This is a genomic window from Bifidobacterium tsurumiense (assembly GCF_000741765.1).
Lineage (GTDB): Bacteria > Actinomycetota > Actinomycetes > Actinomycetales > Bifidobacteriaceae > Bifidobacterium > Bifidobacterium tsurumiense.
The window spans coordinates 214216-234620 of the sequence record NZ_JGZU01000015.1 but is presented as its reverse complement, the minus strand read 5'-3'; the positions used below and the strand labels follow the sequence as shown (position 1 = coordinate 234620).

The following is a 20405-nucleotide window of genomic DNA, read 5'->3' as shown; positions in this document are numbered from 1 at the left end:
TTCACGCCTCCTGAATGCTGGCAGAGGATGCCTGCGAATCTGATGTGTCATCAGATGGAATATCCTGTGGGAATATGCGTGCCTCGGCGGCAATATCACCCTCGTTTATTGAAGTGAGAGCATCAAGGAAATAGGCGGCAAAGGTGCCAGGGCCCTTTGCGATGGCGGCCGCATGTTGCGCGGCGATTCCATAGCATGCATGGGCAGCAGCGGCACAGAGCAATGGGTCTTCGCCAGTTGATGCGAAGGCTGCAAGATAAGCGCCCAAAGAGCAACCGCCACCGGTAACAAGTGTGAGTAAGGCATCGCCATTGCCGCAACGCAAAATACGAGAGCCATCGGTGATCAGATCCAAAGGTCCGGAAACAGCGACCACTGCGCCCGTGCGTTTTGCAAGTTCCTGTGCTGCGGGGATTGCCGAATCAACGGAATCGCCGGCATCCACACCCTTGCCGCTGGATGCCGTAGGCGTGCCACCGGAGACATTGTTCAATGTGATGATTTCAGAAGCATTGCCTCGGATAATCGTGGGTTGGTAATCCAAAATCCTGACTGCGAGCTCGGTGCGAATACGGAGCGCACCTACACCGACAGGATCCAAAACCCACGGTTTTCCATGTTCTCTTGCAGACGCGACGGCTTCGGGAACTGCTTTGCGTTGCTCTGGATTGGGAGTTCCAAGGTTGATAAGCAGAGCAGACGCCATGGCTGCAAAATCACCGGATTCACCTGCAATATCCACCATTGCGGGAGAAGCCCCGGCAGCCAACAATACGTTGGCGCTCAAGAATTGCACCACTGTATTGGTTATGCAGTGGGTCAAAGGATTGCTTTCGCGAACTTTCTTCCAAATGGCTTGAATGGTTTGAATCATCTGAGGTGAAGTCGGATTATCCTTTGCTGATTGGCGAGTAGCGCCATCAACAGAGAAATCGGAATTCTGATCGACTTGGTTTTCTTTCGGCTGCTGCGCCGTAGATGCCATAGAATGCGTGGCACTCATAGGACATTCCTCCGTTCGTACTAACGAAATCAGGTTCTCGGGTGTGATCTCAGCCTTTTTGGGCACCCCGTGTCAACAAGCCCACTGTGGCACGGGGTGCAGACTGCATAATTACGGAAAGCTGTTTGCTTCGTGCAATGGGTTGAAGTCAGCGGGCGGATAGATTAGCGGCCACTTGTGTTTGACAAAAGCTGTGCAAGGCGGCTGGAATCTATGTCTAAGGCCATATGTGTGACGGTTGATTGCATCCTGTGAAATGTCATGTGAAGACGGCCATACGTGCATGTTTTATGGCATATTTCCGTACTGTCAACAATGAGGCGGGACACTCGTTATAATAAACAACTCGATAAGTAGATACGTATGGCCGGTGCGGCTTGCGTGCAGAGAAGGAAATGCGCAGTCGCCAAGATAGTGGAAGACGCGCGTGTCGGAACTGTCCATCGAACGACCAACAGGGGACTGATATTGACTGAGGAACGTGGAATCGCAGCGGTATCCGCGCATAAGGTCACGCAATTGCAACGCGTCATTGGCAAAACAAAGCGTTATCAGTGGGTGACCTTGGCTGTGTATGCGATGGTTATCGCCGTGGTCATGTGCTTCCACGAACCATGGTTTGACGAAGCGCAATCCTGGCTTATTGCGCGTGATTCCTCATGGAAGGACATCCTGCTGTTTCGCCCACATTATGAGGGGCATCCGCCCTTGTGGTGGGTGCTATTGGCGGTGCCGGCAAAACTGGGAGTACCCTATGAAATCGGCCTGAAATCGGTGCAATTCATATGCTCCATGCTTATGGCAGGGGCGCTGATTTTTTACTCGCCTTTCTCTAAGATCATCACCATTCTGCTGCCGTTCACGTATTTCTTCTGTTACCAATACGGTGTGACTGCCCGTCCGTATGCTTTGCTGTGTTTGGCCATGTTCCTGGTGGCCATGCATTGGCGAATACGCAATGAGCATCCTTGGCGCACGGTCTGGTTTCTGGTTCTGCTTTGCCTGACCAGCACATACGGAGTGGTGGTTTCCGGCACTATGGCTGCCATCTGGGTGTTACGAGTGATCTTCTCCGGAGAATCGCCTTTCCATAATCGCCGACGCTTTGCTGCGTGGTCGTTGCTTATGGCAGTAGGCATAGTATTGGCCCTTGATGTGTGGCCTGCAGCGGATAATTTCGCCACGCAACCCTCCACTGTCGGAACCATAACGTCGTTGTCGTTGTTCAGGCAATTCGCCATGTTCTGGTTGGTGTTGCCATCGGAAACCATGTTCACTGATTTTGCCGCCGATACTGCATTGAAGAGCATCAATATCAGCCTATGGGGCTGGGTGATGTGCATGGCGATTTCACTGCTGATGTGGGCCATAATGTTGCGCATCGCTCACAGGCGAGGCAATGCTCTCTTGTTGCTCTCGCCATATGCAGCGCTCAGTGTGACGGCAATGCGATATTTCTCAGGACACCACATTGGCGTATTGCTGGCATTCTTCATTGCCATGCTGTGGCTGAATCTGCTGGACAGGCCATTAGAGCCTGAAGATATTCCTGCATTTCTGCGTAAGCATACGCAGAATATATGGCATATTGAGGCTGGAAAGAGACGCCTGGCGAAGTCGATTGCCACTATTGTGCTGCTGGGTATGAGCCTAATATGGAATGTGCAGGCGATTGCCAGTGATATCCGTTATGAATATACAGGGTCTCGGGCGCTCGCTGCCTTTATCAAAGACAATCATTTGGAGAATGCTCGGTGGGTTTCATTCTGGCGATATTTGCCGGAGGAGAAGTATCCAGACGGAAGCGTGCGAGAAGAATCCGATGATACCCATCGTGTGGACTGGACCTTGGTGACTGCCAATCCGTATTTCTCCAAGAATCTGATTTCATGTGCATATAAGGACTACACCTTCGTTTCCAATGAAGCTCCGCCCCAATCGCAGGCTGATAAAGAAATAGAGGCATGTGCCGCCCAAGGTGCGCCAGAATTCTTGATCGGTAGCAGGCAGCCGAGGTATTTCATGAAACGCTTGGGACTTTCGTATGAAGATTACACTTACTATGAACTGACATGGCTGGATACGCCTTGGAAGGGGCAGAACAAGTATTCCACGATCGGATTCTATGTGCGCAATGATGTGTATGCGCGATTATTCGTCGATCCAAATCAGGAGTGAGTATTTCTCGGGAAAGTTCTCGTGCGACTGCGGCAATGGATAACTGATCGTTTCTATGCCCTACTCGTGTAACGATGCGAGATTCTTGGTGGTGTCGCATAAGTGAACCAGCTTGGAAACGTAGTCGTACTGGCGTCATTGCGATGCGACACGCCGGGTTGAGTGAGTCTGCATGTTCCGGTATAGTCTCATCTGTTGCCTCGAGAGAGGTGGCGTGATAATTTAAGCCCCCATCGTCTAGCGGTCTAGGACTACGCCCTCTCACGGCGCCAACACCGGTTCAAATCCGGTTGGGGGTACGACCGACGGAACGGTTTTTAATCGTGACGCCTGCCAATTGGGGTATGGTGTAATTGGCAACACAGGTGATTCTGGTTCATCCATTCTTGGTTCGAGTCCAGGTACCCCAGCGAGATGCGGAAATCGGCGCTTAGCGCGGTTTCCGTTTTTTGTTATTCGCAATCTTCTGAATGTAGGGTGGGGAGCTTACCTGGGCACGGCAATCAGTGGTGAGCGCGTCGACCTGTTTCTCAAACAGTGTCGACGCGCGGCGTCCCATCGTCATGACTCGCGGTCATTGAGCATCCGACGGAAATGATGTGAGACTATTGAGTACCCATTGGCAAAATAGAAGCAGTGTGCGCCGAATCTTTGAACGCCGGAGTCAAGATCGACAGCTCTTGCGCCGGCCCTCGACGCAATGCGTGCCAACTCTTCTAACATGAGCTGACCATAGCCTTGACTGCGGTGTGTTTGGTCGACAACAAGATCGTCGACATACAGCACCAAACCGAGATGAGTATTTGCCATAAGGCGCCAACCAGCCACGCATACACAATCCGATCCGACAAATAATCCAGTGAATCGTGGTCGTTGGCCTCGGGTTGAGCCCAAAATCTCATTGAGTTGCTCCAAGTCCAGACCTTCGCGCAACTGACTGAGCACAGGTAGCATCGTTGTCCAATGCGGATTCCCTGTGTCATTGACTTCTACGAATTGGTACTGTTCAGCCATGGATCACCTCAATGTATTAATAAGTAGCAATGTGACAGTTTCATTATTGGATGGATGGAAGACGGGGGAAGTCGTTCACACAAAGAAAAGACTGGTGAAGAGGCCTTGCGCATGTGGCTGAATTCAAGATGAATGCTGGGAGTGCTGGCGGTACATCCAAGTCAATGAAAAGGAAAACCCCGGCCGTGTGGCCGGGGTGAGAAGGAAGAGAGAAGAAGGAGTTCAGTTTTGGGATTCGGGAAGAATCCCGCCAGCTGTTATGTCTGTTTTGCTGACAACATCAATATAACCAGCCGTTTCTTGGCGCAAGTGTATGGTTAGCTTGAAGTTTTCTGGGAATTTTTATTCGGGGCACCCTCACCTGTAATGTGCGGTGCTGTACCACGCTGTGCTTGTTTCCGCTTGATGCACCCGAACTGCAGTGGGGTAGCCGATGAATAATGCACATAATGCAAACTCGAAGAGCATGGATGGGATCTGGTATGGCCGCAGAACACACTGGTCTTGAACGCAATATGGAATCCCGTCATCTGACCATGATATCGCTGGGTGGCGTTATCGGAACCGGCTTATTCGTCAGTTCTGGATACACCATCCATCAGGCCGGTCCATTGGGCGCCATTCTGGCGTATGCCATTGGTTCGTTGCTGGTCTATTGCGTTATGCTTAGCTTGGGCGAGCTCTCTGTGGCAATGCCATATGCGGGCAGTTTCCATCTCTACACCAAACGCTTTATTGGTCCCGGATCGGCTTTTACTGTCGCCATTTTGTATTGGTTGAATTGGGCGGTGGCGCTCGCATCCGAATTCACGGCGGCCGGATTGCTGATGCAGCGGTGGTTCCCGCATTCGCCGGCGTGGGTATGGAGCGCCATTCTCATCGGTGCGGTATTCATCATGAATATTTTGTCGGTAAGGCTCTATGGCGAAGCGGAATTCTGGTTTTCCAGCATCAAGGTGTTCGCAATCGTCGCCTTCATAGTCGTGGGCATATTAGCGATTACCGGAATTATCCCCATTGCGGGATATGAGCATGCGCCGTTGTTGACGAATTTTTACAACGAAGGTCTGTTCCCTAACGGCATTATTCCGATATTCTCCACAATGCTGACCGTTGTGTTTGCGTTTTCCGGAACGGAAGTCGTGGGAGTCGCTGCAGGGGAAACCAAAGATCCTGAAGTCGCCGTGCCCAAGGCCGTGCGCACTACGGTGTTGAGGCTTACCATATTCTTCATAGGTTCCATAGGGGTTATGGCCGCGTTGATCCCGTGGCATCAATCAGGTGTCGATGAAAGTCCCTTTGTGTTGGTCTTCCAGAGTATCGGCATGCCGTTCGCGGGCGATATCATGAATTTCGTCGTGCTTACTGCGGTGTTGTCCGCCGCGAACTCGGGTCTGTATGTCTGCTCTCGCATGGTATGGGCGTTAGGCAAGGAACGCATGTTGCCGGCAGCTTTGGCCAAGACCAACTTCCATGGAGTTCCGGTGTACGCGGTGATGGTGAGCATGGCGGGAAGCCTGCTTGCCCTGCTGTCGTCTGTGGTTGCCGCATCTACTGTCTATCTCGCATTGGTGGCAGTATCCGGATTGGCGACATTGGTGGTGTGGCTTTCGGTTTCCGCCTGCCATATTCTGTTCAGGAGCGAACTGAAGCGAGGGGGAAAGCCTGTGGAAAAGCTTGGCTATCGAGCCCCAGGCTATCCTCTGGTGCCGATCGCTTCGATCGTGCTTTGCATATTGGCTTTGGTATTGGTTGTGCTTGATCCGGCTCAGCGCTCCACCTTGTATTACATGATCCCCTTCGTTGGACTGTGTTACGCCTTCTATTACGGGCGTGAGGCTTGGCGGAAGAAGCATTCGACCGAAATCGACGCGGCGCAATAGGTATTGACGTGTTGACGGCAACGTTTGCCATATCGCGTCAATAACGTTTGCGATAGCACTTGTGCCGACGAGTCGGTTCCTGACATAGGCCGCTTCAGAAGGAATACATCGGTGATGCAGCGTCGATGATGCTGGTCGCTTGACAATTTCAAGGCCTTAGTCAGTGTTTTCGATACACTGTGAGCATGACTCCTGAAGCGTTGAGTGAATTAATTGCCTCCATAGCCCACACATTGGTATCTTCCGGAAAAGCCGGCAGCTTAAGTGAAGATCTGATACCGCCGGTCGAGAAAATGGCCGTTATGCGTCCCAAGGATCGTTCCCATGGAGATTGGGCGTCCAATATCGCGATGCAACTGGCTAAAAAAGCAGACATGAAGCCACGTGATCTGGCAGAACTGTTTGCTTCCGCATTGCAACAGGCCGATGGCATCCAATCAGTGGAAGTGGCTGGGCCTGGATTTATCAATATCACCCTTGATTCGGCGTCTGCTGCGGCGGTTGTTGACACCGTTCTGCAAGAGGGGAATGACTATGGTCGCAACAGCCATTTGGGCGGTCAGACCCTGAATCTGGAATTCGTTTCCGCCAACCCAACCGGACCGATTCATATCGGTGGAACTCGCTGGGCGGCAGTGGGCGATTCGATGGCTCGTGTGCTTGAAGCCAATGGCGCAAAAGTTGTGCGTGAATACTATTTCAATGACCATGGTGAGCAGATCAACCGCTTTGCTAAATCCCTTGTCGCCGCAGCGCACGGTGAGCCAACCCCGATCGATGGCTATAAGGGCGCATATATCGATGAGATTGCAGCTCGAGTAATCGAAGAAGCCAAGGCGGATGGCGTGGATGTGCTGAACTTGCCCCGTGTGGATTCAGGCAAGGATGCCGATGGCGAGCCGCTAGGCGAGGGCGATTCCGAGCAGCGTGAGGAATTCCGCAAGCGTGCAGTGCCGATGATGTTTGCTGAGATTCAGGAATCCATGAAGGAATTCCGCGTGAACTTCGACGTATGGTTCCATGAGAACAGTCTCTATGAGGATGGCGCAGTCAATACGGCAATCGATAAGCTGCGCGAAATGGGCGATATCTACGAAAAAGATGGTGCAACCTGGTTCGCGTCGACCAAGCATGGCGACGACAAGGATCGCGTCATCATCAAGTCGGATGGCAATTACGCTTACTTTGCTGCGGATATTGCGTATTACTATGACAAGCGTCACCGTGCGAACAATCCCGCGGATGTGGCTATATATATGTTGGGAGCCGATCACCACGGTTACATTGGCCGCATGATGGCCATGTGCGATGCATTCGGCGATACCCCCGGTGAGAATATGCAGATTCTTATTGGCCAGCTGGTCAATGTCATGAAGGATGGCAAGGCTGTGCGCATGTCCAAGCGCGCGGGCAATGTCGTGACTCTAGAGGATCTGGTTGAGGCCATTGGCGTGGATGCATCCCGCTATTCCTTGGCTCGTACCGATTACAACACCAGTGTGGATATCGACCTGAATCTGCTGGCTTCGCATAGCAATGAGAATCCGGTGTACTACGTGCAATATGCCCATGCCCGTTCCTGCAATGTTGACCGTAATGCCACAGATGCTCAGATCAATATGGGTGATGCGGATCTGTCGTTGTTGGATACTGAAGCCGATGGCGTGGTATTGGCAGCGCTGGCTCAATGGCCTGCAGCGCTCAGCCAGGCGGGTGATGTTCGTGGACCACATCGTGTGGCTCATTATCTCGAGGATTTGGCAGCCGCTTATCACAAGTGGTACAACCTCGAACGCGTGGTGCCCATGGAACTCACTGACCCTGAGAATCGTCTCGAGGAACAGGAGCGCGAGGAACTGCGCATCAACAAAAGCCCAGAGCCCGCGCGAGCAGCCGCACGTTTGAAGCTCAATGATGCGGTACGTATCGTCATCGCCGCCGGACTTGATCTTTTGGGAGTGAGCGCCCCCGAGAAAATGTAATTATCTCTGCACGTCAATGCCACCGCATGAAGAGCGACCGTGAAATCGTCCGCCATCGTGCGGTGGCATTCGTGTATCATGCACAGACAAGGGATCGTGAGCAAAGGAATTCGTATGGGTGTGACACCGATTTGGCCGCAAGCTGTGGATCGCAGTGAATCAGGAGAACTGAGCATACACGGCATTGGTGCAACGCAGTTATTGGAACAATTCGGTTCCCCTCTCTATGTGATGGATATCGGAGAGGTGAGGCAGAGGGCACGTCATTTCGTGCAAGCCGCAGCCAATGCATTCGCCAATGCGAATACCCATGTCAGCTACGCCGGAAAAGCCTTCCTGTCCAAGCGTATTGTGCGCATCATGATTGAAGAAGGCATGCTGGTCGATACGTGCAGCATGGGGGAAATGAGCATCGCTCTGGCTGCCGGCGCCCCGGGCAGGCGCCTAGTATTGCACGGCAATAACAAATCCGATGAAGAAATCGAGCTGGCCATCCAAGAAGCTTTGCCAAAAATAGTCGTGGATGAACCACAGGAGCCGGAACGCATCGCACGGATCGCTCAGCGATTGGGCAAGCGAGCGCGAGTAATGTTACGCGTCACTTCCGGTATCCATGCCGGTGGCCATGAATATATTTCAACCGCACATGAAGATCAGAAATTCGGAGTGCCGTTATTGGCCGCGCATACCGATGCCTGCGTATGCGATCATGATGCTCCTGTGTGGGAGGCTATGGATGCCATAGCTGACGGCCCTGCGATTGCGGCGCTCAAGTCGATACTCTCGTTTGAGGATCAGTTGGAGCTTGTCGGCATTCATTCGCATATAGGTTCCAATATCCACGATGCCGATGCGTTTATCCAGGCGGCATCGCGCATGATGCTGCTGCGCAAGACCCTCTACCACACCGATGCGTATGTGTTGCCTGAGGTCGATCTTGGTGGTGGTTATTCCGTGGCATATACGGATGGCGAAGACTCCATGAATGTGGATGCCGAGTTGTCGCGTTTGGCGCAAGCCTTGCATGAAACGAACCGGAGACTCGGTATGCCTGCGCCTGTGATCTCATTTGAGCCGGGGCGTTGGATAGTTGCGCCGGCGGGAATCACGCTGTATCAGGTGGGTACTGTCAAAAGGGTGAATCTTCCTCAGGGAAGCAAGGATTCTGAAGGTAATCCTATCGAACAGCGCACATATGTCTCTGTTGACGGCGGTATGAGTGACAATATTCGGCCGGCTTTGTATGGTGCCCAGTACACCGCATTATTGGCGAATCGTCAAGGTTCCGAACAGACGTGGCTTTCTCGAGTGGTGGGCATGCACTGTGAATCCGGAGATATCGTGGTCCATGAATGCCAGCTGCCGGAAGATGTGCAACGCGGCGATGTGCTTGCTGTCCCCGTGACAGGGGCGTATGGCAGAACAATGGCAAGCAACTACAACCAAGTGTTGATACCTGCGGTTGTTGGAGTTGACGCTCAAGGAGCTTCGGTGATGATCCGTCGCCAGAAGATACAGGATTTGCTTGATTTGGATCAGGACTGAGCAGACACTGACCAGACCCGGTCATTTGGACTCAATACAGATGCCATACACAACCCGATTGCCTAGGCAATCGGTGATATTCTTTGCTGCTGTTGATATTTGCAACTCGCATATATTTCAATAATCAATCGATTGCAGTGCGTTTTGTGTGGGTCATCGGAATCGGTGAAAATGGCCTAATTTCAATATGAATCCAGCTCAGTGTCGGATTTGATTCGTACAATGAGTGCGTTGATGCTTTCGCGGTTCGTGAGGAGGAATCCATTGACACAGGACAAGCAAACCCCCATCCGCATAGGATTGTTAGGCGCAGGAACCGTTGGTTCCCAGACCGCGCGACTTTTGGTGGAGCAGCGTGAGGAGCTCTCCCATCGCATCGGTCGCGATATCGAATTGGTGGGCGTGGCTACGCTGAATCCTGATGAAGTGAATTTCCCATGGATTGACAAGTCACTGCTGACCACTGATACGGCCGGTCTGTGCACTCGCGCCGATATCGTCATAGAACTGATCGGCGGTCTCGAACCAGCTCGGACCTTTGTGCTTACCGCCATTGAATCCGGTGCCTCGGTGGTCACCGCGAATAAGGCGCTTCTTGCGAAATTCGGCCCTGAATTGTACAAGGCTGCAGAAGAGCACCACGTTGATATTTACTTCGAGGCTGCCGTCGGAGGAGCCATCCCGATTGTGCGCCCGCTTCGCGAATCCTTGGTCGGTGACAAGGTCACCAGCATGTTGGGCATTGTCAACGGCACCACGAACTACATCCTGGACGAGATGACCACCAAAGGCCTTGACTTCGATGTCGCGCTGAAAGACGCGCAAGACAAGGGCTACGCCGAGGCCGATCCCACTGGTGATATTGAAGGCTATGACGCAGCCAATAAGGCCGCCATTATGGCGACTCTTGCATTCCATACCAATATCGGCATTGACGATGTCACAGTTGAGGGAATCACTGCAATAACCGCGGATGACATCGCTGCAGCAACTGCAGAGCATAAGGTGGTCAAATTGCTTGCGGTTGTGGAGAACAGCGAAGCCGGCGTGTCCGCTCGTGTCTATCCTGCACTGATCGATGAAAACCATCCATTGGCTTCTGTGCGAGGCAGTTTCAATGCGGTGTTCGTAAAGGCCGAGGCTGCGGATGATTTGATGTTCTACGGCCGCGGTGCGGGTGGCGCTCCGACAGCTTCGGCTGTTGTCGGCGATGTGGTCACCGAAGCTCGTCATATTGCACAAGGTTGCGTCGGGCCGAATATCCCGATGTACAAAGATCTGCCCAAGGCTCCGATCGAATCCTCCAAGGCGGCTTTTGCCGTGCGCTTCCTTATCCACGACAAGCCGGGCGTTCTGGCTGCGGTGGCGCAGAAATTCTTCGAACAGGGCGTCTCGATCAACGGTGTCAATCAGGATTTGAAGCCCACGTTGAATGATCCGGGCTATGACGGCGAGATTCAGCAGCTGCGCATCGTCACTCATATGTGCGACGAGCTGACCCTGCGCAACACCGTTGCCGAGGTGTGCAAGCTTGATTGCGTTACCGGCACGCCCTCGATTCTGCGAGTGCTGAACTAGGCTTGGCGATATCTTGTCAGCGTTCGTCATAGAATGGCGTACTGCTGTCCGGCGGCATCACGTACTGTGGTGTCGCCGGAGTCTTTGACGAGGAGTAAGAGGCAATGACACCAGTGAGCAGACACGTGCAAGTGCGTGTGCCAGCGACCAGCGCCAACCTTGGATCTGGATTTGATTCAGTTGGCCTTGCGTTGGAATATTTCGATGAGTTGAATTTCACGTTGTGCGCAGATCCTGCCAACCGCAATGCGCAGGTCATTATCCATGGCGAGGGAGAGAATACGCTGCCTCGCGATGAGACCCATTTGGTGGTTTCCACATTCCGCAGGGCTTGCCAGACATTCGGCTTGGATCGCTATGGTTTCATTCTGGAAACAGAAAACCGCATTCCTCAGGCACGAGGAATGGGCTCCTCTGCCGAAGCCATTGTCGCCGGTATCGCGGCCGCTGCAGCCTTCGCGCAGGATGGAGAGATCAACCGCGCTGCCATATTCGAATTGGCAGCCAGTATTGAAGGCCATCCGGATAATGTTGCACCTGCAGTGTATGGCGGGTTGACGGTCTCGTGGGATATGGATTTGCCGGAGGGCACCGGTTCCGTGGCCATCCCCGGGAGTGAGCCTCTTCATAAGGGATTCCATACTGCGACATATGCGGTGAATCCTGCTGTTATGGCTTCTGTCTTTATTCCCAGCTTTGAACTTTCCACTGAGCAGGCCCGTCAGGTGTTGCCCGATATGGTGCCGTATCGCAATGCCATGTATAACGTATCTCGTGTGGGATTGCTGCCGGGTGCGCTGTCTCCGGCTGCGCTTACCGGTACGCGTGATCCGAATGCTTTGCTGTATGCGGCAACGCAGGATCGTTTGCATCAGCAATATCGTAAGGATCTTATGCTGCCATCCTGGCAACTTATAGAAATCCTGCGTGCGCATGGATACGCTGCGGCGGTTTCCGGCGCCGGCCCTTGCGTTGTGGTGCTTCATTACGGAGACGACCACGAGGCGATAGAAGCGCTGGCTTCGGCTCATTTGGCTTCAGGCCAGTGGCGGGTGCTTCATCTTCCGGTGAATACCACCGGGGTTATGGTTGAAAGGTAGTCGCGCGGAATTGGTCATGCGCAAGCAATGAGCGGAAGTTTTTCGCTCGGTACCTGTGCCTCTGACAATGAGAAAGGTGGCCGCTCATGTCGGTTTCGATTATTTTGGCGTCTCAATCCATGTCTCGGCGCAATGTGCTGTATTCCGCAGGGATTTCTCCTACCATTCGGGTATCCCATGTCGATGAGCCTGAGGTTTTACGCAGCACGGCACTTGAGCGCGGGGTCGCTGAGGAACAGCTCAGTATCGAAGATCGTGTCATGATTCTTGCGCAGGCCAAGGCACAGGCTGTTTTCGACGCCTATCGATCAGTGATGAACACTGCGGCCTCGGCGCAAGGCGATCATATCACGGCATTTCCTCTTGAGTCTCAAGAGGCCGCGGATTCAACAGCACAACCGGTGGCTGAGGATGCCGAAAACATCGATACCACAACCCGTGACTTTTCCGCCATTGAGGTGCCTACGAGTGTGCAACCGTTGACCGATGTGCAGCACAATAGCGCTGGATTGAAATCCCAAAAGGTCGGACCGTTGATCATCGGCTGCGACTCCATGTTCCTTATCGATGGTGAAGTCCAAGGCAAGCCGCATATCCCCGAAGTGGCCGTTGAACGTTTGCGTCGCATGAGGGGCAATAGCGGGGAGTTGTGGACGGGTCATTGCGTTATCGATCTGGCCACAGGAAAATCCGTTCAGGGGTCCAGCCATGCAGTGGTGAAGTTTGGGCAATATTCGGATCGTGATATCGAGCGATATGTTGCCACAGGTGAGCCTCTGGAAGTGGCGGGTAACTTTACGCTTGAGGGATTGGGCGGAGCCTTTGTGGACGGCATCGAAGGCGGATCCGCATGGCGTGATGGGCATAAGTTTGCCGCTATTGCGCACTTTGGTCGCCCAACTTGGCGTGGATTGGACGGATGTTTGGAATGTGCTTCCCGAAGCGACCACGGAAAAAGGGCCGGAGCAATTGGCCAAGGAATCCGATCCGCCTCAGGAAAACGTGATGCAGCCTGGAGATGGATGGGTGCAGTGTGCTTGTGGGCGCCGGCACTGGGGTCTGAATGGTGCCGCTGGGTATTGCTGGCTCGAACCGATGAACACAGCGGTGAGGTCACTCATGTGGTGATGCAGCATCGTGCCATGTGGAGTGCCGAAGGCGGAACATGGGGGATCCCTGGCGGAGCCATTGCCGATGGCGAGAATGCCATAGAAGGCGCGTTGCGAGAAAGCTCAGAAGAGGCAGGCATCGATCCCGAGGATATCGAAGTCGTAGGAACATATTGCGAGGACCATGGCCCTTGGCGATACACCACGGTATTCGCATTGGAAAAACCCGGCCACAAGGTGCATCCTCAGGCCAATGATGACGAGAGCATGGAAGTGGCCTGGATTCCTCTGCAAGAGGTGCCTCATCGTAAGCTGCTTACCGCAATGCGTACGGATTGGTCACGGTTTGCGCAGCGCCTCAACGATTTGGCAGCGCAATACCGTTCATGAACTGAATCCGGCACGGCGAATAAGCCGGTGTATACGAAGCGGCGTGGTGCCCTCATGAGGTGCACGCCGCTTGTCAGTCCAATACTGCGGCAATGAAGGCGATGATAATCGGGCTGGTCAGCGTGGACAGCAGGATGCCATCGCGGGCAAAAGTCAATCCGACATTGTATCTGGCCGCATAGTTGTAGACATTCTGGCCTGTGGGCAGTGCTGCCAGTACTACGCAGGCATACAAGGTCGCGCCGCGGAATCCCATCACGAAATATGCCAGCAGGAAAGCGATTATCGGCATAATCACGTTTTTGAGCACGGCAACCACAATCGTGGCAGTGCGATCCGTGGCGTTCTGCATGGGCTTGGTGCCGTGCAGGGACATGCCGAAAGCCATAAGAATCATAGGAACAGCGGAGTTGCCGATCATTTGGATCGGATCGTATATGAAATCCGGTATGGGGAACCAGCCTATATGTGCAGAAATGGCGGAAACGACGATGCCGCCCAGGGAACCGATAAGCAGCGGCTGGTGAAGCGGCTGACTGAGAATGCGTTTGGCCGAGGCCTTGCCCGTAGTGGCAATATCCAAGGCCGTCAAACCCACAGGAGTGAACACCGCCTGCTGCATAACCAAAATGGGGGCCACCAATGCGGGATTGCCCAAAATATACGTGGCAACGGGCAGACCGATGTTATTCGAATTCAGATATAACGAATTCAATGATCCGATAATGGCGTCGGCCGCCTTCATATGGAAATACATTCTGTTCAGAACAAGGAAGGCGACGCCCACCAGCATTGCGGAGAAGAAGGCCACAATTATCGAGGGGTGAAAAATATCGAAAATAGGCTCTTTGGACAGGATGGCGAACATCAAGCATGGGCTGGAAACAAAGAAACTGAACTTGTTGAGAACCATCTGCGCATCCGGTCCGCCTATGCGCAATCGTGCCGCGGCATAACCCACGGCGATAACGATGCCAATAACGCAAAATCCTTCCATTGCGCTGAGTAAACCTGGCACGACCTGGCCTCCCTGAACTGCACAGTATTTGAGAATCGCTCCCTGCCGGAATCGGGCGAATTCATGCACCAGTGTGCCACAGCATAGTGATTTATGGCGTCATATTTCATATGGCGGGTGCTTGGCTGGATCCTTTTCCGGTTTTCGGTACGATCGCACGGTTTTGTGCGGGACACTGCAATAATGGAGAATATGAGTGAACCAACATCGACGATGATTTCGGCAACCGATGCAATGAATCTTCCATCTGAACAAGCCTTGCGACTCATTTGCAAGGCTATTATGGACATCTTTTCGGTAAGCGGTCAGGAACAGGCGCTCGCCGATGTTGTGGAAATGTATTTACGTGAAGTGCCTCATCTGCAGGTGCGACGGCATGGGGATACCGTTGTGGCTTCGACGTCGTTGGGCCGCAGCAAACGAGTTATTCTTGCCGGTCATATTGATACCGTGCCGGTTATCGGCAACTTCCCGCCCGCATGGCTTGAACCGGGGGATAAGCGCATCCGTGAAGATGTGGCTCAGGCTCATGCCGGAGAGCGCGTGCTATGGGGGCGCGGCGCCACTGATATGAAAGCCTCTGACGCCGTAATGCTCTATCTGGCCGCAGTGCTCGAAAAGCCTCGATACGACGTGACCTATGTGTTCTATGACCATGAGGAAGTGGCCGCCGAATTCAATGGATTGCGCAAGGTGATCGAAGTGCATCCGGATTGGATTGCCGGGGATTTCGCCATAATCGGTGAACCGACTGATTGCGGCATAGAAGGAGGCTGCAATGGCACCATACGTTTTGATGTGATTACCCATGGCGTGGCGGCGCATTCTGCGCGTGCGTGGATGGGACACAATGCGATCCACGATGCCGCAACGATTTTGGATCGACTCAGTGCCTATGAGCCACAAGATGTGGAAGTGGACGGGTTGGTGTATCGAGAAGGCGTGAATGCCACCATGATTTCAGGCGGCAAGGGCACGAATGTCATCCCCGATGAATGCCGCGTGCATGTGAATTACCGTTTTGCTCCGGATAAGACCATAGAAGAGGCCAAAGCTCTGATGATGGGGGATGCAGGTGCGCAACTTGGCAATGGGGAATGCAAGGCTACCGGTGGCATGTTCGAAGGCTTCGGCATCGAGATGAAGGATGAGTCGCCTTCGGCAAGGCCTGGTATGGACGCCGAATTGGCTCAGTCCTTGGCGAATCTTGTTCAGGAGCGCACAGGACGCGCACCTCAGGCAAAGCTGGGATGGACCGATGTGGCCAGATTCGCCCAGCTTGGCATTCCTGCGGTGAATCTTGGAGCAGGCAGCCCGTTGCTGGCCCATAAGCATGATGAGCAAGTCGCAGAAAGCGAACTCGATTTGCTTTTCGGCATTCTGAAAGACTGGTTGTCATAGCCGTTTGCATGGGGTTGCCTTGACTCAGATGATGCATCTACGCAGTCTGGGCTGCTAAGAATCTCTTATGCTGAGTGCTCAGGTGGTGGTCGGCATACTTGGCTGTGGCATATGAGTCATTGGCGGCATATTGTGGCGTACGGGCGGATGCAAGTCGAAGGCAAAAACAGGGCACAGCCTAGTGTGATCCGGCATCCGCATCGAAGGCAGGGCTATAGGAATAGACAAAGAAGCGGGTTCTCAGCACAGTGAGTAGATCATGGTCGTATAAGAAATGCGCCTGCATTGCAGTATGCTCACGGCACGTGGTCGCTGCTTTCGTTTTTTTGTGTCATACTTAAAGGCGGTGGTTCTGCAAGCCGCCAGCGTCCAATGGCGTCGATCCCCTTGCGATGTTACGCAAGCGTCGGTGTCCGCCATTCGCGCAGCTACAGACTTTTGGTGAATTGCTACCTAGTCCATGACGTGGTGAGAGTGCGTTATGAGAGGGTGGCCAGAGTGTATAGTGCGATGCGTTGCAGCGCATTGCGAGGAGCGTTGTGCCCAGAGTGAATAGAACAGGTTCCGTGGACGCGGAATCCGTAGAGCAAGCCGTACCATCCGTGGAACAGTCTTCGCCTGCCGTGCGCAGACGTCGTGCAGGACGACGTGTGGTCAGAGATACCGGAGCAGCGGGAGCGGCAGTGGAGTTAAAAGTGGAGGAGCATCCGGCTCCTCGCTCTTCGATAGATACGTTATTCGAAGAGCCGGTACTCAAGCCGGTGCGCGAATCGCGCGTAGAGAACGATCATGATTCTCATGATCAGGATGAGGATGCGCCTCAGCCCAGACGCACTCGTCGTCGTGCGACTCGTTCCCGTCGTGATGAGGAAGCCAAGGATACCTTCCGGGAACCTCGGCGCCGTTCTCGTTCTCGTGCAGAAGAAGCTGAAGAACGTAATGCCGAATCCGAAGGCGATTCTGCCGAAGAACGTGTTATGGATGCTGTCGAAACCCTCCCGCAGGGTCATCGCATGCATCACGCAGCCAAGCCCATGACTTCGTTGTTGTTCCAAGAGCCGGTGTTGCCTACCATTCGTCCTGACGATGATATGCAGGATGATGACAGCAATGGCGATGACGAGGAAGAGGAGCGCCCATCCCGTCGAGTCCGCCAGCGTAAGAATCGCAAAGACGCTGCCGACGAGGGGGAAGGCGAGACTTCTCCGCGTTCCAAGCGTCGTCGCAACGAAGACCGCGATAACGATGCAGATGAGCAGGAATCGTCCCGCTCTTCTCGCCGTTCGCGTAGGCTCAATGCCCAGGAACGCAGGGCTGCTGCGGAAGTGGAACAAATCGAAGAGGATCTCGAATTTGATGACATCGAGTATTCCCCGGTGGATGATGAGCGAGATTCCCATAACGAGGAAGACGCGCAGTCTTCTGAAGAAGGTGGGAGCACCCGCACCCGTCGTCGTCGCCGTTCCCGATCCAATCGTGAGGATTCCTCCGAATCCCAGGATACCGAGAATACTGAGCGCCATCATCGCGAGCAAGAAGATGAAGACGATGACACCACGGTGACCCGTCGTCGCCGCCGTCGTCGTTCCCGTGGTGGAGATGACGCTCAGGAAGAGCAGCCGCTCACTCGTCGCTCGCGCAAGCAGCAATATATTGACGAAATCACCGATGTGGAGGGTTCCACTCGTCTGGAAGCCAAGAAGCAGCGTCGCAGGGATAATCGTCGTGAGCGCAGCCGTCAAAGCCAATTGATGGAACAGGACTTCCTTGCCCGTCGCGAGCATGTGGAGCGTTTGATGGTGGTGCGTGAGCGCGGGCGTCATACGCAGATCTCGGTGATCGAAGACAATATTCTCGTTGAACATTATGTTTCCGATATTCAGGAAGTGGCCACAGTAGGCAATGTCTATTTGGGTCGTGTGCAGAATGTGCTCCCCAGCATGGAAGCCGCCTTCGTGGATATCGGCCAGCCCCGCAATGGCGTGCTCTACGCAGGCGAAGTGAACTGGGATGCCGCTCGTTTGGAAGGGCAGCCCCGACGTATCGAACTGGCCTTCAAATCCGGCGACCCGGTTTTGGTCCAGGTCACCAAGGATCCGATCGGACACAAGGGCGCTCGACTCACCTCACAGGTGACATTGGCGGGTCGATTCCTGGTTTTGGTCCCATCCGGAGGCATGACCGGTGTGAGCCGCAAGCTTTCGGACCGAGAGCGCAGCAGACTCAAGTCCATCGTGTCGAAGATCGCGCCGAAGGATATGGGTGTGATTATTCGCACGGCTGCGGATGGGGCTTCAGAGGAAGCGATAACCAAGGATCTTGAAGCCTTGATGCGCCAGTGGGAGAAAATCAACGCCAAGCGTGAAGAGTTCCTCCACGGCAAGCGTCCGAAACTGCTGCAAGGTGAGCCTGATGTGGCGATTCGCGTTGTACGTGATATCTTCAACGACGATTTCTCGAAGATGATCGTTGAGGGCGACAAGGTGTTTGAGCGCATTGAGGAATATCTTGATTCCATGGCGCCGGATCTGCGCAGCAAGCTTGAAAAGTGGGATCCTGCCGAGCATCAGGGCAAGGATGTATTCGATAAGTGGCAGATTGACGGACAGCTTCGCAAGGGCATGGAACGCCAGGTGTATCTGCCTTCCGGCGGCTCCATTGTCATTGACCGAACCGAGGCCATGACAACGATCGATGTGAATACGGGTCGCTTTATCGGTAAGGGCAAGAGCCTTGAGGAAACCGTGACGCGATGCAATCTGGAAGCTTCTGAAGAGATTGCACGCCAACTGCGACTCCGCGATATCGGTGGTATGGTGATGATCGACTATGTCGATATGGTGATGCCGGCCAACCGTGATCTGGTGTTGCGCCGTCTGGTCGAATGCTTGGCCCGCGATCGTACGAAGCATCAGGTGGCTGAAGTCACCTCACTTGGTTTGGTGCAGATGACTCGTAAGCGAATCGGCCAAGGTTTGGTCGAGGCGTTCTCCGAGGAATGCTCCGTCTGCAAGGGCCGTGGCTTCATCGTGCATGACGAGCCAACCGTTTCTGCCGAGTATGCGGATCCATACGCTTTGAAGGGCGGCGATCCTTTCGTCAAAACCAATAAGCGTGCGCATAATGCACCGGAGATTCAGGCGCCGCAGGGGTCCAGTCCCGATGTCAAGGCAAAGCTGGCGCAAATTGCCGCAGCTGCCATTGCTGCCGGAAACGAAACTGAATAAGCAAGCAAGAATAGGTAATACCTCATACGTAATAAGGAAAGCGATATAACCGACTTCTGATAATTTCATATATCCGTGTTTTCGGTGCCGTTACAGGACAATAAGCAGCAGGGGCGCAGAGCAGTTCACAGCTAGCGCCTCAGTCTTCTTCATTGACACGCGCGGCACTAAGACTTGCGAATGTACGAGGGTGTGTGTATTTTAGATGGTTGGTGTCTGGCCGCGAGGCTCAAACGTGCCGGACAGTAAGCTTTCCAAAACAACTAAGGAACGATTATGTACGCGATTGTGAAGGCCGGTGGCCATCAGGAAAAGGTCGAGGTCGGTGACGTCATCCTGGTCAACCGTCTTGATGCGAAGGAGGGCGACACCGTGGAGTTCCCGGTCGCGCTCGTAGTCGATGGCTCCAAGGTGACCTTGGGTGCCAAGGATCTTGCCAAGGTGAGCGTCAAGGCCGAAGTGCTGAACGACGAAGCCAAGGGTCCGAAGATCAACATCATGAAATACAAGAACAAGACCGGTGTCACCCGTCGCAAGGGACATCGCCAGAAGCTGAGCATCGTCAAGATTACCGCGATTGCCTGAGCTGAAGAGCTAGTACCGAAAGGACAACATCATGGCACATAAGAAGGGCGCGTCCAGCTCACGCAACGGTCGCGATTCACAGCCCCAATACCTCGGTGTGAAGAAGTACGGCGGCGAAGCTGTCGTGGCTGGCAACATCCTCGTTCGTCAGCGCGGAACCGCTTTCCACCCCGGCGAGAACGTCGGCGTCGGCAAGGATCACACTCTGTACGCCCTCAAGGACGGCAGCGTGAAGTTCGGTGTCCGTCGTGACCGCAAGGTCGTGGACGTCGTCACCGCCTGATTTTCAGTCGTTGTAACAGCCGCATCCAATGGGTGCGGCTGTTTTTGTTTAGCAATCATCCATGCTTGAGAACTGTGCGCATCCACGCTTTTCATTCCAAGCGCACACG

General features: G+C 53.8%; 13 protein-coding genes, 2 tRNA genes, 1 pseudogene and 1 riboswitch. Of the genes and pseudogenes, 13 read left to right on the top strand and 3 right to left on the bottom strand.

The features are described 5' to 3' along the window. Position 1: 1 nt before the first annotated feature. The gene (thiM, locus tag BITS_RS06885) at positions 2-1003 is read right to left on the bottom strand and encodes a hydroxyethylthiazole kinase (protein WP_202961132.1); all 1002 of its coding nucleotides are present in this window, start codon (positions 1001-1003) and stop codon (positions 2-4) included. Then, positions 993-1083: riboswitch (TPP riboswitch) on the bottom strand. (Overlaps the previous gene by 11 nt.) Before the next feature lie 388 nt (positions 1084-1471). Between thiM and BITS_RS06880 the strand changes: the two genes are divergently transcribed. The 3 genes from BITS_RS06880 (at position 1472) to BITS_RS06870 (ending at position 3591) form a co-directional block, all read left to right on the top strand. Beyond that, complete coding sequence (locus BITS_RS06880; protein WP_152571164.1) at positions 1472-3181, top strand: ABC transporter permease; 1710 nt, start codon at positions 1472-1474, stop codon at positions 3179-3181. A gap of 226 nt (positions 3182-3407) precedes the next feature. Continuing rightward, positions 3408-3480 (top strand) — tRNA-Glu (locus BITS_RS06875). Positions 3481-3519: 39 nt separating this feature from the next. Continuing rightward, positions 3520-3591 (top strand) — tRNA-Gln (locus BITS_RS06870). 151 nt (positions 3592-3742) lie between these two features. Here the strand turns inward: BITS_RS06870 and BITS_RS06865 are convergent. Further along, entirely contained in the window at positions 3743-4195 is a 453-nt protein-coding gene (locus BITS_RS06865) for a GNAT family N-acetyltransferase (RefSeq protein WP_026641660.1), read from the bottom strand. Between the two features lie 449 nt (positions 4196-4644). Here BITS_RS06865 and BITS_RS06860 point away from each other — a divergent pair, with 449 nt between their 5' ends. The 6 genes and pseudogenes from BITS_RS06860 to BITS_RS06835 all read left to right on the top strand — a co-directional run bounded on the left by BITS_RS06860 (position 4645) and on the right by BITS_RS06835 (position 13782). Beyond that, positions 4645-6078: an amino acid permease gene (locus BITS_RS06860; RefSeq protein WP_238556563.1), complete on the top strand. Its 1434-nt coding sequence runs from the start codon at positions 4645-4647 to the stop codon at positions 6076-6078. A 185-nt stretch (positions 6079-6263) separates the two neighbouring features. Further along, on the top strand, positions 6264-8060 hold the full coding sequence (argS, locus tag BITS_RS06855; protein ID WP_026641658.1) for an arginine--tRNA ligase: 1797 nt from the start codon (positions 6264-6266) through the stop codon (positions 8058-8060). Positions 8061-8174: 114 nt separating this feature from the next. Continuing rightward, positions 8175-9605 (top strand): diaminopimelate decarboxylase family protein, encoded by a 1431-nt coding sequence (locus BITS_RS06850; protein WP_044259640.1) that lies wholly within the window; start codon positions 8175-8177, stop codon positions 9603-9605. A gap of 264 nt (positions 9606-9869) precedes the next feature. Next, entirely contained in the window at positions 9870-11183 is a 1314-nt protein-coding gene (locus tag BITS_RS06845; RefSeq protein WP_026641656.1) for a homoserine dehydrogenase, read from the top strand. Positions 11184-11287: 104 nt separating this feature from the next. Then, positions 11288-12283 (top strand): homoserine kinase, encoded by a 996-nt coding sequence (thrB, locus tag BITS_RS06840; protein WP_026641655.1) that lies wholly within the window; start codon positions 11288-11290, stop codon positions 12281-12283. Positions 12284-12369: 86 nt separating this feature from the next. Continuing rightward, positions 12370-13782, top strand: a pseudogene (locus BITS_RS06835) (Maf family nucleotide pyrophosphatase). Between the two features lie 73 nt (positions 13783-13855). Here BITS_RS06835 and BITS_RS06830 read toward each other — a convergent pair. Beyond that, positions 13856-14800 (bottom strand): AEC family transporter, encoded by a 945-nt coding sequence (locus tag BITS_RS06830; RefSeq protein WP_026641653.1) that lies wholly within the window; start codon positions 14798-14800, stop codon positions 13856-13858. 234 nt (positions 14801-15034) lie between these two features. Between BITS_RS06830 and dapE the strand changes: the two genes are divergently transcribed. From dapE to rpmA, 4 genes are all read left to right on the top strand, one after another. After that, on the top strand, positions 15035-16201 hold the full coding sequence (dapE, locus tag BITS_RS06825) for a succinyl-diaminopimelate desuccinylase (RefSeq protein ID WP_229774882.1): 1167 nt from the start codon (positions 15035-15037) through the stop codon (positions 16199-16201). A 515-nt stretch (positions 16202-16716) separates the two neighbouring features. Beyond that, complete coding sequence (locus BITS_RS06820) at positions 16717-19428, top strand: Rne/Rng family ribonuclease (RefSeq protein WP_026641651.1); 2712 nt, start codon at positions 16717-16719, stop codon at positions 19426-19428. Positions 19429-19704: 276 nt separating this feature from the next. Beyond that, positions 19705-20013, top strand: coding sequence for a 50S ribosomal protein L21 (gene rplU, locus BITS_RS06815; protein WP_026641650.1), 309 nt, complete (start codon positions 19705-19707; stop codon positions 20011-20013). A 31-nt stretch (positions 20014-20044) separates the two neighbouring features. Further along, positions 20045-20296: a 50S ribosomal protein L27 gene (rpmA, locus tag BITS_RS06810; protein ID WP_026641649.1), complete on the top strand. Its 252-nt coding sequence runs from the start codon at positions 20045-20047 to the stop codon at positions 20294-20296. Positions 20297-20405 lie beyond the last annotated feature (109 nt).